This is a genomic window from Bifidobacterium magnum (assembly GCF_000741255.1).
In the GTDB taxonomy this organism is placed as follows: Bacteria; Actinomycetota; Actinomycetes; order Actinomycetales; family Bifidobacteriaceae; genus Bifidobacterium; species Bifidobacterium magnum.
In genome coordinates, this window is record NZ_JGZB01000001.1 from 172,138 (window position 1) to 187,798 (window position 15,661).

12 protein-coding genes and 1 tRNA gene are annotated in these 15,661 nt (G+C 54.8%); 7 read left to right on the forward strand and 6 right to left on the reverse strand.

Annotation, left to right across the window (positions count from 1 at the left end; translation table 11 throughout):
- Positions 1 to 9: 9 nt before the first annotated feature.
- The gene (locus tag BMAGN_RS08490) at positions 10 to 3,939 is read right to left on the reverse strand and encodes a thiol reductant ABC exporter subunit CydD/CydC (protein ID WP_238548725.1); all 3,930 of its coding nucleotides are present in this window, start codon (positions 3,937 to 3,939) and stop codon (positions 10 to 12) included.
- Positions 3,940 to 4,129: 190 nt separating this feature from the next.
- Here BMAGN_RS08490 and BMAGN_RS00665 point away from each other — a divergent pair, with 190 nt between their 5' ends.
- Complete coding sequence (locus BMAGN_RS00665) at positions 4,130 to 5,014, forward strand: aldo/keto reductase (RefSeq protein ID WP_026502013.1); 885 nt, start codon at positions 4,130 to 4,132, stop codon at positions 5,012 to 5,014.
- 238 nt (positions 5,015 to 5,252) lie between these two features.
- On the opposite strand, the gene BMAGN_RS00670 is transcribed toward BMAGN_RS00665, so the two are convergent.
- From BMAGN_RS00670 to BMAGN_RS00680, 3 genes are all read right to left on the reverse strand, one after another.
- Positions 5,253 to 6,014 (reverse strand): HNH endonuclease family protein, encoded by a 762-nt coding sequence (locus tag BMAGN_RS00670; RefSeq protein ID WP_022859818.1) that lies wholly within the window; start codon positions 6,012 to 6,014, stop codon positions 5,253 to 5,255.
- Positions 6,015 to 6,071: 57 nt separating this feature from the next.
- Positions 6,072 to 7,769, reverse strand: coding sequence for an MDR family MFS transporter (locus BMAGN_RS00675; RefSeq protein WP_081640873.1), 1,698 nt, complete (start codon positions 7,767 to 7,769; stop codon positions 6,072 to 6,074).
- A gap of 109 nt (positions 7,770 to 7,878) precedes the next feature.
- The gene (locus BMAGN_RS00680; protein WP_238548726.1) at positions 7,879 to 8,304 is read right to left on the reverse strand and encodes a hypothetical protein; all 426 of its coding nucleotides are present in this window, start codon (positions 8,302 to 8,304) and stop codon (positions 7,879 to 7,881) included.
- 408 nt (positions 8,305 to 8,712) lie between these two features.
- Here BMAGN_RS00680 and BMAGN_RS00685 point away from each other — a divergent pair, with 408 nt between their 5' ends.
- Positions 8,713 to 10,182 carry a sugar transferase gene (locus BMAGN_RS00685; RefSeq protein ID WP_081640886.1) on the forward strand — a complete coding sequence of 490 codons (1,470 nt, stop codon included), beginning with the start codon at positions 8,713 to 8,715 and terminating at the stop codon, positions 10,180 to 10,182.
- A gap of 65 nt (positions 10,183 to 10,247) precedes the next feature.
- On the opposite strand, the gene BMAGN_RS00690 is transcribed toward BMAGN_RS00685, so the two are convergent.
- A complete protein-coding gene (locus BMAGN_RS00690) occupies positions 10,248 to 10,883 on the reverse strand; it encodes a deoxynucleoside kinase (RefSeq protein ID WP_202961070.1) in 636 nt (211 codons plus the stop codon).
- A 252-nt stretch (positions 10,884 to 11,135) separates the two neighbouring features.
- On the opposite strand from BMAGN_RS00690, the gene fni reads away from it, so the two are divergent.
- The 4 genes from fni to BMAGN_RS00710 all read left to right on the forward strand — a co-directional run bounded on the left by fni (position 11,136) and on the right by BMAGN_RS00710 (position 14,562).
- Positions 11,136 to 12,233, forward strand: a complete 1,098-nt coding sequence (gene fni, locus BMAGN_RS00695; RefSeq protein ID WP_202961071.1) for a type 2 isopentenyl-diphosphate Delta-isomerase — start codon at positions 11,136 to 11,138, stop codon at positions 12,231 to 12,233.
- A 169-nt stretch (positions 12,234 to 12,402) separates the two neighbouring features.
- Positions 12,403 to 12,960 (forward strand): nucleoside/nucleotide kinase family protein, encoded by a 558-nt coding sequence (locus BMAGN_RS00700; RefSeq protein WP_338010441.1) that lies wholly within the window; start codon positions 12,403 to 12,405, stop codon positions 12,958 to 12,960.
- Between the two features lie 16 nt (positions 12,961 to 12,976).
- Complete coding sequence (locus BMAGN_RS00705) at positions 12,977 to 13,804, forward strand: phosphotransferase family protein (protein ID WP_022859825.1); 828 nt, start codon at positions 12,977 to 12,979, stop codon at positions 13,802 to 13,804.
- A 125-nt stretch (positions 13,805 to 13,929) separates the two neighbouring features.
- Entirely contained in the window at positions 13,930 to 14,562 is a 633-nt protein-coding gene (locus BMAGN_RS00710; RefSeq protein WP_081640874.1) for a hypothetical protein, read from the forward strand.
- A gap of 54 nt (positions 14,563 to 14,616) precedes the next feature.
- On the opposite strand, the gene BMAGN_RS00715 is transcribed toward BMAGN_RS00710, so the two are convergent.
- A tRNA-Gly gene (locus BMAGN_RS00715) sits at positions 14,617 to 14,689 on the reverse strand.
- Between the two features lie 297 nt (positions 14,690 to 14,986).
- Between BMAGN_RS00715 and BMAGN_RS00720 the strand changes: the two genes are divergently transcribed.
- Entirely contained in the window at positions 14,987 to 15,646 is a 660-nt protein-coding gene (locus BMAGN_RS00720) for a hypothetical protein (RefSeq protein WP_238548728.1), read from the forward strand.
- The last annotated feature ends 15 nt before the right edge of the window (positions 15,647 to 15,661 follow it).

Consider the following 15,661-nt stretch of genomic DNA (forward strand, 5'->3'; position numbering starts at 1 on the left):
AAACTGGCGTCACATATACAGCGTCTTGTCGCACACGCGCAGCGTGGACGGACGATGCGAGACCAGCACAATGCTCACGTCGCGTTCCTCGGCCATCTCGTTGATGGACTGCAGAATATACGCTTCGTTCAACGCGTCCAAACGGCTCGCGGGCTCGTCGAGCAGCACGAGATTCGCGTCGCGCAGGAACACGCGCGCCAAGCCGATGCGCTGGCGCTCGCCTTCGGACAGGAAGGAACCGAGCTCGCCCACGCGCGTATCAAGGCCACGCGGCAGCGACTTGACGAGTTCCGCGGCCGACGCCTTCTCCAACGCGCGCATTAGCGCCTGGTCCGTGGCGCCGCCGTCGGCAAGCTGCAGATTTTCGCGGATCGTGCCGTCGAACAGGAACGTCTCCTGGTTCATAAGCGTCTGCTCGCGCCTGCGCGTATGGGCGTTGACTTCCGGCAGCGCCACATCCGCCAAATACACGCGGCCCTGCTGCGGATCCCAGTAACGCATCAAGAGCTTCAACATCGTGGACTTGCCGCGTCCCGAAGCGCCATGAATGCCTAGAATTCCGCGGCTTGGCACGTCAAGCGAGAAGTTCGAAAGCACATTGCCGTGCACGTCGCCCTCAATCTTCTCATTCGGCTTGCGCACATGCGGCATCTGGACGCACGCGGCCAGCAGCGAGTTGCGCGTGAACGAGCGCGGGTCGGTGGCCAGCGCATCATCGGGCACAATCACGTCGTTAATGCCTTCCGCTTCGTCCACCGTGGCAGTATCCGGATAGGCGAACGTCACCTGCATCATCGTCATGCCGTCGAAAGCCGGCGTCTTCTCGCCGTCTTCCACCACGGCCGGGGCCTCGTCTTGCAGCGCGAACAGCCGGCGTGCGGCCGCGAACGTCTGCGCAAGGTTGCCCGGCAGCATGCTCAGCGCCAAGGTGGGCGCGAACGAGCTTACGAACAGCACAAAGGCCGTCACATTGAACGCGATATTCACAGGATGGTCCACGCTCGTGTTGATCGCGAGGAATGCGGCGCCCGCGCTAAACAGCACCACGAGCGCGGAGGACAGGCCCGCGAACATACCTTCACGCAGGGCCAGGCGCTCATGCGCGTTCCGAAGCGCCTCAGAACGTTCCATAATCATGCGCAGACGTGCGTCGCCTTGGTTGAAGTGGATAATGCGCGCCAAGCCCCGCATGTCGTCGAGCATCTGGTCGTTGAGCTGAGCCGTCTCCTCACGCAGTTGCGCGCCCACGCCGGCCTTGTTCAGCACCTTGTGGAACAGCTGCGGCACGAGCACGCCGATCACGAGGTAGGCCACCACCATGAGCAGCGCCGTCATCGGGTTGAACAGCGCGCACGCGGCGACAATATAGAGAATCGACGTGGCCAAGGCAATAATCACTGGCGAAATGGTGTGCGCGAAGAAGATTTCGAGCAGTTCCACATCCGTAGTGACCAGTCCCACAAGATCGCCCTTGCCGTGGTGAACGAGCTTGGCGGGGGAGAGCCTGCGCAACGCGTCGAAGGATTCATTGCGGAACAGCGCGAGCATGCGGAACGCCACATTGTGGTTCATGTACTGTTCCGCATATCGCATGAGACCGCGCAGCAGCGCGCATACGGCCATCAGCGTTATGGCAAGCGACATGTTCATGCCCCACACCTTGTTGCCCGTGGCGATGAACAGCGCCATCACGCCGAATACGGGCACCATCGTGCCGGCCAAGTGGCCCACCGTGCCGCACAGGCAGGCGAGCAGCATATGGGAGCGCAGCGGGCGTACCGTAGAGGCCAGTCGCGCGGCCACCTGCAGGTCGCTCAAATGCGCGTCGGCCGCCGGAGTACCGCCTTCCAGTCCCGACGCGTCCGCGGATACGCCAGTGGTACCAGCAGTACCAGTAGCGCCCGCAGTGGCCGGATCGTTGCCGAAGGCCGTGACGGTCTTACCATACTTGAGTCCGCGCTTGCCGTCTTCGCGGTGGCCAACGGACTCGACCTGCGCCTGCGTGCGGAACATCGTCGCGTATAAGCCGTTCTGTTTCATGAGATCGGCGGGTGCGCCGCATTCGGCGACCGTACCGTTGTCGAACACGAGCACCTGGTCGGACTGCGTGGTGTTCGCCAAACGGTGCGTAATCTGGATCACCGTCTTCGTACGGGCCAGTTCGCGGATCGTTTCGTTGAGATAATTCTCGCTGTCCACGTCCACGCTGCTCGTCACCTCGTCAAAAATAATGATCGGGGAGTCGTGCAGCAGTACCATCGCCATCGCGATACGCTGGCGCTGGCCGCCGGAAAGATTCGCGGAATCCGGAGCGATCGGCATGTCTAGACCGCCCGATTTCTCGACGAAGGTGTCGATATGGGCGCGCTTGAGCGCCGCCATCATCTCGTCTTCCGTGGCGGACGGACGCGCCATCAACAGATTGGAACGCAAGGTTCCCGTAAACAGGCGGCTCGACGCGCCCACCATTGAGACGGCCTGCGAGAGCGAGCCGACCGTAAGATTGGCGAGTTCCGTAACGGAACCGTCTTTCGATTCCAGAGAGATAATGCCGCGGTAGCCCGTCAACGAACCGTTGAGAATATGGCCGAGCGTCGTCTTTCCGGAACCGGACTTGCCGACGACGGTCGTCAGCGTGCCCGGACCGGCCGTAAACGTGACGTTCGTGAGCGCCATCGGTACGGATTCTTCCGTCTGTACGGACTCGTAGATCGGTGCGAGTGTATCCGTATACGCGTGCTGTTCGTCGATTTTCTTGCGGATCGATCCCGTGTTGCCGTTTTGCGAGGCGACATCCGCATACGAATAGGCGACGCCCTTCAGTCGCAACGTGAACGCGCTGTCGTGCGTAACGGGAAGCTGCTGCGTGCCGCGCTCCGGTTCGGGAGCGTCGAGCAGCGCGAAAATGCGGCTCGTGCTCGTCATGCCGTTCATTGCCACATGGAAATACGATCCGAGCTGGCGCAGCGGCAGGAAGAATTCGACCGACAGCAAGATGATGATCAGCGCGCCTGCCACCGTCAGCATCGGGCCGTTCAGGAACGCGTAAATGCCGAAATCAAGATGCAGATGTGTCGAACCGTTATGAATGTACTGCCACACGGCCGTGCCGATACCCGCGGCCATGCCGCCGTAGGCGACAATATCCATGGCCGTCAGCGACCGCAGCTGAATTTGCAGCACATTCATCGTCATCTCGCGGAAACGTTCCGACTGCTCGTTGAGCTTGCGCGCCGCATCCTCGTCGGCGTCAAAATTCTTAAGCGTCTCAAGACCAGCCACATCGTCGAGGAACAGCGAACCGAGATCCGTGTACTCGCCCCAATACTTCTTGAAAATACGCGAGGCGCGCATCGCAACCAGGCCCACGATCAGCACCATAAGCGGCGCGCACACAAGCAGCACGAGCGCAGCCGGCAGATTCACAGGCGCTAACACGCAAAACAGCGTCACGGGAGCAAGTACCGCGTACACGAGCTGCGGTAGGAACCGGTCATAGAAGCTTTGCACCTGGTCGATGCCCTCGCTCACGGACTGGATCACGTCCGCCGTTTTCACACGCTGCGCATAGCTCGGCCCCAAGGAGAGCATCTTGCGGTACACGGCCTCGCGCAACGCCACTTTCACCGACTCCGCGGCGCTCGAACCCAACCTCGCCACAAGCGTGGTGGCCAAAAACTTGATCAACGCGATGCACGCGAACAAAATAAGGTAGACCGCAATCACTTGGCCAGGCCACAATGTCTGCCAAATCAGCGTACGGTCCGAACCGATGAACCAGTAGGCGTTGATCAACGCCATAAGATCAAGGCAACCGCCATGGGCGGGAATGCACACATGCAGCTGCGGCGCGTGCTTGTCCGCAACATCCAACAAATAGCCCAACAACGAAACCGAAGTGAACACCAGCGTAATGTTCGCCAGCAAATTCACCCACATGCACGCGACCTTGCCGGCAATGCGAGAAGCAAGGCCCGGCACCAAAGAAAATAGTCGTCTGTCGAACATGCGCCCTCCTCATGGTTGTGTTGCAGCGACAAACCTGAACAGCAAGCCTAACGGAACGGCCTGAACAAACGCTGTGACCGGTGAACATATGGAAATACTGAGATTGTGCAAGGATGAAAGCATGACGTTTATACATAGCAAAGCCGCCGCCAGCGTACCGCGCATCAGCCTCGCGGACGGCGCCACCATTCCGCAAATCGGACTCGGCGTCCTACGCATCGACGACGAAGGCGTAACCCCCGTAGTCGAAAGCGCCATCGAATCGGGCTACCGCCATATTGACGGCGCCGCCGGATACAACAACGAAGCGGGCGTGGGCAGGGCGCTCGCCAAGGAAGGCGTGGCCGGCAAGCACGCCAACGCGGACCGCCGTGCCGCCATGTGGGTGACCACAAAACTCAAGGATTCCGAGCAGGGCTACGACAGCGCCATGCACGCATTTGAACGCCAGCTGCAACTGCTGCAGCTCGACTATGTGGACATGTACATGATCCACTGGCCTACGCCATTCGACTGGCGCGCTGCCGAAACGTGGAAGGCGTTCGTGAAGCTGCGCGAGGAAGGCCGCGTGCGCACGCTGGGCGTATGCAACTTCATGCCCTCCGACTTGGAGCGTTTGCACAAGGAAACGGGCGAATACCCGACCGTGAACCAGATTGAGCTGCACCCCACGTGGCAGCAGCGCGATGTGGTGGCCTGCTGCAAGCAGCACGGTATTGCCGTGGAAGCGTACTCTCCAATGGCCCGCGGCGCCGACCTCAACGCCGGCGACGGTGTGATCGAGAAGATCGCCAAGGCGCACAACGTGAGCCCCGCGCAGGTGATTTTGCGCTGGCATATTGAAAACGGCACGATCATTATCCCGAAGTCCGTACACGCGGACCGCCAGCGCGAGAACCTCGATTTGTTCGGCTTCTCGCTCACCGCCGACGAGCATGCGGCCATCGACGCGCTCGACGGCCCGACGCGCGCGGGACATGATCCGGCCACGTTTACGTATGCATAGAGAAAGTACCGCCAAAACGGAGATAGCCAACGTAAAATAGCCGTTTTGGGCAATTTTTGCCTTCTATCTCTGCTTTTGACGGTGTCTCCTGTGTGCTACTCGCAAATATGAAGGAATTGTGCGCATTTTAGAAAACCTCATATGACGAGCGTCATATGAGGCGTACGATGAATTTGGCGCTGGAAACATACCAACCTATGGGTCCGGCGCCATCTTTTTATGACGCCGTCTTTTTTATTCAGTCGTCATTCGGCACTTCTTGGCCCGGGCAGCCATGCAGCACGGACAGCATCGCCTGCTTCTCGGCGCTCGTGACCGTCAAATCGTATTTATCTTTCACGCCGATCTGTCGCGCCACATAGTCGCAGCGGTACGCGCTATTTGTGGGCAGCCAGTACGCGGCCGACGACGATCCCTTTTCCTGGTTCGCCGGCCCGTCCACAGCCAGCAAGTTGTACATGTCGTTGCCGAACTGCGTGCGCTTGGTCTGGTCCCACTTTGAGGCGCCCGACTGCCACGCGTTTTCCAGCGCCACCACATGGTCGATCTGTACGGCAGCGCTCGTCTTCTGTCCGCGCTGGAAATGGATGGTCGTGGCCGTGTACGGATCTTCCAAAATGCCAGTTTTCACAATGCATCCGCGGCTTTTGTAGATCACGTCCGTCATGTCGCGTGCGAGCACATCGTCACGTACGTCGCATCCGTTGCCGTCGTCATCCGTGGTGCGGTACCCGAATGAGTCGCGGTCGTAGCCCGCTTTGGAAGGATGATCGTCCACGGTGAGACGGTTCAGCGTTTCCGCCGCCGTTCCCGTGGCCGTGTACTGACCCGTTACCGATCCGACCGAAGAATTGATGCGCGGCAGGATCCAGCCGAGAATGACGCCGATTACGATGGCCGCGATAATAAGCAGCCCGACCAGATTCTTGATTTTCGCCTGCTTCGTGCGGGCGTTGCGGAATCCGTGAGCGTAGGAAACGGCGTCATTGAGCAAATCCATATTCGTTCGGGAGGAACGTTTTTTACGAGTCATAAGCGCTCATTGTACCTCTGTACATCAGTGCTGTGCGTCGGCGGCGTTCACGTGGCCGTGTGGATGCACGTGTTCTATCGCGCGGCGAGCAAGCGCGGAAGCCGAGCCCGCGTCGTATCCGCGCACGCCCACGATAACCGTGATCAGCATGAGCACGGAAATGCCCGAGCTGATCGTCAGCGCCCAACGGATGCCGAAAATGTTGGCCAAAATCGCGTTCTGCGCCGACGTGCCAATCACGGACTCGCGGTAGGCCGTGAGCGTGGACATGATCAAAATCAGCACGGGAGCGCCAATCGCGCCTGCGATCTGGCGCACGGTGTTCGTGACGGCCGAGCCTGCGGACACGTACTTTGGTTCGAGGCAGTTGAGTGACCATGTGGTCACGGGCATCAGCACGCAGCCGATGCCGAGCTGGCGCACGAACTGGCAGATGGAAATCGACCAGATGGGGGAGAGCGGGTTGATCATGAACGTCATGCAGATGGTGCCGATTACGAGCATTGTGGTGCCCGCCAAATTCACGGGGCGTGCGCCGAAACGGTCGAGTGCACGGCCGCCAATAAACTGCGCAATGGCCTGGCCAATGGCGCCCGGCAGCATCACGAGACCGGAGATTGTGGCCGAGTAGCCGCGGCAGTCCTGAATGAACAACGGCAAAATCACGGTAAGCGAGCTGAACGAGAAAAAGCTCATGGCCGCGATAATCGTGCCCGTGCGGAAACCGCGGTTGCAGAACACGTTCACATTGAGCAGCGCCGGCTGGTCGCTGTCGCCCTGCTCAAAACGCTTCGTGTTCTTGAGCTGGCGCAGAATGAACCATACAATGCCGGCCGCGCCCACGAGCATCGGCACCCACACCACGGGATGCGTGAACGGGTAAGCCTGGATGTTCGTAAAGCCGTACATCAGTCCGCCGAAGCCGATCACGGAAAGCGCCACGGAGAAGAAATCGGCCTTGGCGAGCTTGTCGGTGCCGCCGAAGTTGTGCAATACGAAGAACGCCAATACGAGCGCGGCGGCGCCAATAATCGTGAGCGACATGAAAATGGATCGCCAGCCGTTGAAGTCCGTTTGCAGACCACCAATGGTCGGGCCGATGGCCGGGGCCACGCTCATGGCCATGCCCACGGTACCCATGGCCACGCCGCGCTTGTCGAGCGGGAAAATGGAGAAGACCGTGATCTGCAGCACAGGCCACATGACGCCCGTGCCAATGGCTTCCAGCAAACGTCCCGTAAGCAGCAGCGGGAAGCTTGGCGCGAGCCATGCGCACAGGGAACCGATGGTGAACACCACCATGGAAGTGAGCACAATCTGTCGCGTGGAGAAGCGGCGCGTAAGGAATGCCGTGAGCGGCACCATCACGCCCATGACGAGCTGGAAAATGGAGGTGAGCCACTGGCCCGTGGTCACCGTGATGCCGAATTCGGAAACGATGGTCGGCAATGCGGCCGACAGCTGCAGCTGCGTGAAGTTGCCGAGGAACGTAATAAGAGTAAGGACCGCGAGCGAAAGGAACGCCACGTGCGTCAGATGTCCGTTGCGGTATGAATCGGTGCGGCTCAGCGGCATGGACAAGTCTTCGCGGTACCCGCGGAATCCGGGCTTGCGAACACGCTCCGGAACTTGTTCTTCTGCTGGTTTGGTATAAGGTTTTCCTACTGCTGTATGGGATTGCGAACTATGTTCCGGTGCGTCGTGTTCGTTGTCTTGTGCCATGTAAAAATGCCTAATGTGTCCTTTAAGTACTAGCTGATACTAGATTTCTTCCTAGTGCAGTTTTGACCTACCGTAGGACATACGGGGGGATAAAAGACACGAAAGCGCTTTACAGATCCTTGTCCACAATTTCTTGCGTCAGCTTGTCGTCGGCCGGTTCTTCCGGATCCGCAGACTCGTCTCCCTCATCCTCGTCCGATTCTTCATCGGCCGCGTCAGCTTCGTCCTGTGAATATTCGACCATGTTGAGCACAGCCACGCCGTCCGGAGTCTTGACGAGCACGTTGGCACGTCCGCCAATTTCCTCGAGTCCCTTGAGCAGGTTGGAAATCGGTTCGGAGTCGAGTACGGGAAGAATTTGCGCCACCCCCTCGGCGTCGATCACGCGCAGCGCCTGGTCCATGCTGCCCGTGGCAAGCATGCTGTCCACTTCCTGTTCGAACTCGTAGAGTTCCTGGTTGTCGGTATTAACGTTCTGCGTGTTCGTTTCGTTCGCTGCTGCGTTTTTCTCGGCGATTCGTTTGGCAATGCGCATGTTGTTCTCCTTGCTGTCGTTATGGTGCATATCCTAACGGTGAACATGTTTCGCCTTATGTTTCTTGCCTCACGGCGAAAGCTTGGAATAGAAGCTTTCCATAAGATTTTCGGGGGCATATTCATTTCACTGTGCAATACGACAATTTCGAGTTCAATATCGCATTATTGCTATAGTGAGCCGTATATTGGGGCAAAAATACAACGAAATTAAAAATTATTACTAGTAATAAAACCCCGTGAATATCTAAAAAAAATTACAATGAGTGTTGCATTGTTGAAGTGAACGCACCGAGAAAAATCAGCACGTAGATACGCATGCAGATTTGAGCAGTAAGGAGGACGCCTCGTGTCGCAGGGATTCGTATCTCAGCTGGCTGAGCTGTCGTCAGAACGATCATCGCAGGTGATGAGTTGGCGTTTTATCTTGAATTTCTCGTTGATGGTATTTGACGCGGTGGTGTATATTGGCGTCTCCCTGTTCTTTTTCCTCGCGATGTTCAAGAATGTTCACCCATATGCGGAGCGTTTCGATTTCCCGTTCCCGATGCCCGTGTATGTGATAGTGTGCGCGTTGATCTGGATTATTTCGACGCGTGTGGCGGGCGTGTACCACCGTCACATGCTGGGTGACGGCTACCAGCTGGGCATGGCGTTGTTCAAGGGCGCGTTCATGGCGTGGCTGTTCATTTGCGCGTTCGATTTCATCTTCAAGATCGATATTCCGATGCGCCTGATCGTGTATGTGATCGCCGTTTCGTGGTTGGTCACGCTGATCGCGCGTTGTGTGGTGAGCGCGTTTTTGAACCGTGAGCGCAAGCGCGGCTTGTACATGTATCCGACGGTGCTCGTGGGGTCTCCGGAGGGCATTGGCCAGGTGCTTACGTTCCTGCGTAAGCGCGGCCAGTTCAACTACCGTCCCGTGGCGGTGTGCCCGATTATGGTGGACCGCAAGAGCGGCGAAATCATTAGTGACCCGGACTACGACCTGATGCGCAAGGAGATTAAGAAGCACGGTGGCGCTTCGTTGCCGATCATGCGCTATGACGAGCATTTGGCCGAACGCATTTCGCGCATGGGCGGCCAGACCGTGATGGTCACGGATGTGTTGGAGCGTTTCTCGGACAATCTCAACACGTTCTCGCTGCGTATGGAGTCTCTGAATCTGGAGATGGCGTTGATCACGTCGGCGGTGGATATCGCGGGCCATGTGACGCAGATGAGGAATTTGCGCGGGGTGACGATCATGACGATCCAGTTGCCGCAGTATTCCTTGTTCGCCAGGTTCAAGAAGCGCTTGTTCGATATTGTGGTCTCGTCGCTCGCGTTGATTGTGTCGTCGCCGGTTATGTTGGGTGTGGCGTTGGCGATCAAGCTTGAGGACGGCGGCCCGGTGTTTTACAAGCAGGAGCGTATTGGTTTGCGTGGCAAGCCGTTTTATATCCACAAGTTCCGATCCATGCGCGTGAACGCCGATGCCTATTTAAAGGAGCTGCTCGAGGAGCAGGGCCAGGAGATGGGTGCGCGATATAAGCTCAAACAGGATCCGCGCATTACCAAAGTCGGCAATTTTATTCGCAAGACAAGCCTTGACGAGTTGCCGCAGTTCATTGATTCTTTCCTTGGTTCCATGAGTGTGGTGGGTCCGCGTCCGCAGCGCCAGTTTGAAGTGGACGAGTATGACTCCGTGTATGCCACGCGTTTGCTGGTCAAGCCTGGTATTACGGGCCCGTGGCAGGTGTCGGGCCGCAACGATTTGAATGAGGAGGAGTCGCGCCAGCTGGACGTGACCTATGTGCAGGACTGGAGCGTGCTGGGGGACATCGTCTACATTCTGCGCACGGTGGGCATCATGATCCACCCCATGGGCGCTTATTAAGGATAAAGAAAAGGGGCTTGGAAAACCAAGTCCCTTTTCTTATTACGACGTTTAATTAAGCGATCTCACGCGCGCACTTCGAGCAATGCGGAATCGATCTGGCTCAGCACAGATTGTGCGTCATCGGCGTCGTTCACGAAATCGAAGCGGTTGCCGTCAATGCGGATCTTCGGGCTCTTATCATAGGACTCAAACCACTTCGGGTACGCTTCGTGCACCTGGTGGTAGTAGGCCTGCAGGGACGGGTCGTTCTCCACCTGTTCGAAGGAACGGCCGCGAATCTTGATGCGCTCCAGCATCTTGTCGAAGGAAACGTCAATGTAAACAAGCAGATCGGGGGCCTTCTTCGGCATGCCGTCGAGCTCTTCCATCATGTTGTCGAGCAGCTCGTGGTAAATGCGCTGTTCGGTCTTCGTCACGTTGCCGTTCTGCACGTTGAGATCGAGGAACAGGGCATCTTCGAAAATGGAACGGTCGAGCACGTTGTTGTCCTGCTTGTAAGCCTTCTTGATGGACTCGAAACGCTTGTTCAGGAAGTGGATCTGCAAAAGGAACGCGTACTTCTTGGGATCCTTGTAATAAAGGTCGAGTACTGGATTGTCGTCAACAGACTCGTAGAACACGTCGGTTCCGTAATGGTTGCCAACGAGTTCAGCAAGTGAAGATTTACCGGCGCCAATGGTTCCCGCTAATACTAACAACAGTTGAACTCTCCTTTATTTAGTGTCTCTCTATGTGCGTTTCTCTAGATATGGGATTTAACGCGAAAAATATTATCTAGTGGCACTATGACAAAATCGGGGGCAAACACACCGGCCATGGGGTGACGTATCTTCTTTTCTCTTGAAAATCCGCTATTTTACGAATCTATGTGATGTACATCTCTTGCGTTGTTTCGGCGAATGCAGTAAGCGTTGATAATAGGAGATATTGTTCAGGAAAAGGCAGAACCAGTGGACGGTAATAGTCAACGCGGCATACATGAAGATCCGGCAACTTTGCAGCAACAACGCAAACGCGATCATCTCACCTTCGCGCAACGCTATTACGACCATACACATCAGGATTCCGTATTCCGTGATGTTCGTCCTATTCATACGGCATTGCCTGAATCTTCCGTTGCCGCTGTGGATACGCATGCGGATCTCATGCAAGGCCTTCAACTGGAATGGCCGTTCTATATTGAAGCGATGACGGGCGGAAGTCCCGAGAGCTTGCGGATCAACGAACAGTTGGCGGCGCTCGCCGCAAAATATCAGTTGGCCATGGCCAGCGGATCACAGAGCATTGCCGTAAAGCATTCCGATAATGCGGATATTCGGCGTTCGTTTACCGTAATACGAGAACAGAACCCTGATGGCATCGTATTTGCCAATGTGGGAGCCCATACGGGCGTGGGCCGGGCCCGTATGGCAGTAGAGATGCTGCAAGCCAATGTATTGGAGGTGCATGTAAATGCTGCCCAGGAAATCGTGATGCCTGAAGGGGACAGGGGCTTCTATTGGCTGGAAAACATCGCATCCATTGTGCAGGGTGTGGATGTGCCTGTAATCGTCAAAGAGGTCGGATTTGGCATGAGCAGGCGGGACATAGAGCGCCTTTCCGAGGCTGGCGTCCGTCTTATTAATGTGGGTGGCCGCGGTGGCACCAATTTCGTACTTATTGAAAACGCTCGCAACGAAGACTTGGACTTCAGTGAACTTGAAACATGGGGGCAAAGCACACCGGAAGCCTTGCTTGAAGCGCAAGCCGCTACACAAAAGATGACTAACCCTCCTGCAATCCTTGCGACGGGAGGCGTGCGCTCGCCGCTGGATGTGATTAAAGCGGGCATGCTCGGTGCGTGTGCAGTCGGTGTGGCAGGATACTTCCTTAATGTGCTGCTGTCTCAAGGATCCAATGCCTTGGATGAGACAGTTGACTGTTGGCAGCGCACGCTAGTGCGCATGATGACGCTGCTGGGATGTAAGTCTTTTAGCGAGCTATCTCAATGTGATGTAGTGCTTACAGGCAATCTTCTGGAATATGCCAAGCAACGCCATTTGCGATAAATTTCTAGAAGATCTTCCCAACTGTCTAAAAAATTGTTAATTTTAGTTCTTAGCTGAGAACTCTAGGAAGGTTGGGCTTCCAAGTATTACAGTGGGCGCGAATAATTTAGATAAAAAATTTATATAATAAATTTTTGGTTGTTTGAAAATTAAGAGATGAGGTGAGATTATTTTACTAGCATTAGTTGGGGTAACGGGGATTGGGAAATCCTATTTCACCGATCTTATTTCTGAACGCCTTGATGTAAAAAAAGTTCATACCATTCGGACGCGCCCCATGCGTCCTGGGGAAGTGAATGGCGTAACGGGCTATTTCATGACCGATGATGAGCTGGACGATCTCAAGCGACAAGGCAAAATCGCATATGATTTGCCGTTGTTTGGTGCACGATATGCATATTTGAAGGAAGAAGTGCTCTCTTCTGACCCGTATGTATTTGAGATGCATTACACCATGCTGCGTGACTGGCAGAACCTTGTTCCCGACTTGGTCACCATCTATCTCTTGCCAAAAGACGTGCATGAGGCCATCGACCATGTAAAACAGCGACACTTGCCGCCGGAAGTGGAGCAGGGCCGTATTGCCGAATTGGAAGAGCATTATCAAAAATTTATGAGCAGCCCGGAGTTGGAAAACAATTTCGATTACATTGTGTATAACAACTACGATGCCGCTTCCTCTGAAAAAATTATTCATTTAGTCAGCGATATTTTACAAAAGCAGTAAAGTAATTAGGTGAACTATGAGCATTTATTTCACATTGGATGATGATTTTGCGCCGATCATTCGTGAGGCGCTTCCGAACGCCACCGTCACCGATATGCATCAAATCACTACCGGTTGGACCAATATTGTGTACGAGGTGGAAACGGACAAAGGCAACTATTTCTTCCGTTTCCCGCGTGACGAATTCTGGTCCCGCACCATTGTGAAGGACTGCGAATTCGCTGACTTCATCAAGGGCAAGACGAATTTCCATACAAGCGAACTTGAGCTGCACCGGGACAACGGCCGTCCGTTCAGCGTGCACAAGAAGATTGAAGGCACGCCGCTTGCGGACAAGATGAAGGATCTGTCCGACGAAGAACTCAAGCAGGTGTCCGAGGAAATCGCACAGTTCATGGCCGAATTGCACCAAGTTGAATACACCGATGAGCACATCTTCGACATCGACAACATCGGTTTGGACCTGCATAGCTTCCTCACCGAGCTGCTGGCCAAGCATGTGAGCCGCGAAGACATGGAATTCTGGAAGCATGTGACGGCGGTGGAACCGCAGTGCTTGGTACATGGCGATCTCAACCTCTCCAACGTGCTGCTCGACGAGAACAACCATATTGCGGCCGTCATCGACTTCGGTTTCAGCGGCTACGGCAACAAGTATGACGATGTGGCCCGCATTCTTTCCAGGGACACCGATCGCAACTTCAAGAACGATGTGATCGAGGCGTATGAGGCGTACACGAAGTCGCCGCTTGACAAGGATCTGCTCGAGAACAAGATCGCCGAGTGGAATAACATTGATCAGGGCTACATCACTTACATGCGCGGCATCGGCATTTACGAATAATGCTGCGGCAGGTGGGCGTGGCTGCGCGGGCTATGCTCACTGAGTAGTTTCCGGCTGTTTGGCAAATCGCCGCTCTAAGCTCATACGTAGTTTATGCATGATTACGCAATGTCAAGGAGATGGTGATGAGCGCACAGAGCAGCCGGAAACCCCCAATTTCACGCGGTTTTATTGTTTGTTTGGTCCTGTTTGTAGTTTCGTTGATCGGACTGATTGCGTCGCTGATCAATGAAGCCCTGGGTCACGAAAATACCGTGGTGTTCAGCGATATTTGCGTGGAAATCTCCGTGCTCGTGCTCTTCATCGCGGGCTTCTTTATGGGCACTCGTCGCCAACAGTTCATCTATCTGATCGTGGCGAACCTCTACAACATTGTCTTCCTCGCCATTTTTGGCAAACTTTCCTATGACGCCGCCAACCACGGTATTGGGATCCTGTTCGCCATTCAGATTATCTTCCTCATCATCAATCTAGTGCCGATTGTGATCCATCACTTGGCGAAGAGTGACTTCTACTTCACGTATCAGAACCAGTTGATGTACCCGACGATGTTCTTCCTGTTCTTGCTACTTTCGCGTTTGCCAGGCAGTGAAGTGCTCGTGGAGCAGATTTCCCATGAAGTGTTCTCGCTGATCATCTTCTCTCAGGCGTTTAGCATGTTCAACGCATTCCACAAGATTGGTAAGGCTTATCACTTGGCTACCTTTGCTTCGGAAAGCACAGAAGCTGATGGCGACGATGAGGAAGCGGAGCTGTAAAGTTAGGTTCTGGATAAACAAAAATCCCCGCCAATGGCGGGGATTTTTTAAGGGAGCGGACAACGGGACTCGGACCCGCGGTCTCGACCTTGGCAAGGTCGCGCTTTACCAACTAAGCTATGTCCGCATGTTTCTTGGTAACCCAAGCAACAGAAGTAAATAATAGGGGAAGTGCGGGAGAAACGCAAGCCTCGGCGCGTCGCGGTAATGACAGCTACTGAACAAGTGTGCAATTTTCAGCGCGTCGCGTTCGTGGGAATCGCATCGCATCTGTGAGAGATAGCGCGCTGCTTCGCCAGTAGCTCAGGATTGGCGCTTTTCTCAGCAACCTATTTGACAATGAAAACCAGTCAATACTGTCAGTTGATATGTGATATGCGCGGTGAAACACTGCGTGAAACATTATTGTGGGGAGCGGAGAACTATGAACAGTGCGTCAACAACGGTGCAACAGCGTACCAACACCAAAAAGCCAAGAATTCCTTCGGGATTCATTGTGTGCCTAGTGCTCTTTATTGCATCACTCATTGGCCTGATTATCTCGTTAATTGTGGAATCGGTAGGATCCAATGCTGCAGTAACACTCAGTGACATTTTTATTGAAGTCTCTGTACTTGTGCTATTTATTGCCGGTTTCTTTATGGTTACACGGCATATGCAGTTTATATATCTGCTCTTCGCCAACCTGTATAACATCATATTTCTTGCAATATTCGGCAAGCTCTCGTATGACGCTGCTAATCACGGCATTAGCATTTTGTTTATTATTCAGATCATCTTTCTGGTAATTAATCTGATCCCGATCATCGTCCATCACCTCGCGTACCGTGACTTCTACTTCACGTACCAGCGTCAGCTTATTTACCCAACCATGTTCTTCCTGTTCCTGCTGCTTAGCCGTTTGCCAGGAAGTGAAACGTTAATTGAGCAGATTTCTCACGAAGTATTCTCGCTCATTATTTTCTCGCAGGCATTCAGCATGTTTAACGCTTTCCATAAGCTCGGCAAGGCCTATCATTTAGCCACTTACTCGGCAGAAACTCCTGATGAATATGCCGAAGAGGATGAGGAAGAAGAGTTATAGTTAATACTGTCTGGT

Coding starts and splice junctions, on each gene's coding strand:
- BMAGN_RS08490 (WP_238548725.1), bottom strand. CDS start 3,939: ATGTGGGTGAATTTGCTGGCGAACATTACGCTGGTGTTCACTTCGGTT.
- BMAGN_RS00710 (WP_081640874.1), top strand. CDS start 13,930: ATGAGCGCACAGAGCAGCCGGAAACCCCCAATTTCACGCGGTTTTATT.
- BMAGN_RS00680 (WP_238548726.1), bottom strand. CDS start 8,304: ATGCGCATTGCCAAACGAATCGCCGAGAAAAACGCAGCAGCGAACGAA.
- BMAGN_RS00665 (WP_026502013.1), top strand. CDS start 4,130: ATGACGTTTATACATAGCAAAGCCGCCGCCAGCGTACCGCGCATCAGC.
- BMAGN_RS00670 (WP_022859818.1), bottom strand. CDS start 6,014: ATGGATTTGCTCAATGACGCCGTTTCCTACGCTCACGGATTCCGCAAC.
- BMAGN_RS00720 (WP_238548728.1), top strand. CDS start 14,987: ATGAACAGTGCGTCAACAACGGTGCAACAGCGTACCAACACCAAAAAG.
- BMAGN_RS00675 (WP_081640873.1), bottom strand. CDS start 7,769: ATGGCACAAGACAACGAACACGACGCACCGGAACATAGTTCGCAATCC.
- BMAGN_RS00705 (WP_022859825.1), top strand. CDS start 12,977: ATGAGCATTTATTTCACATTGGATGATGATTTTGCGCCGATCATTCGT.
- BMAGN_RS00685 (WP_081640886.1), top strand. CDS start 8,713: ATGAGTTGGCGTTTTATCTTGAATTTCTCGTTGATGGTATTTGACGCG.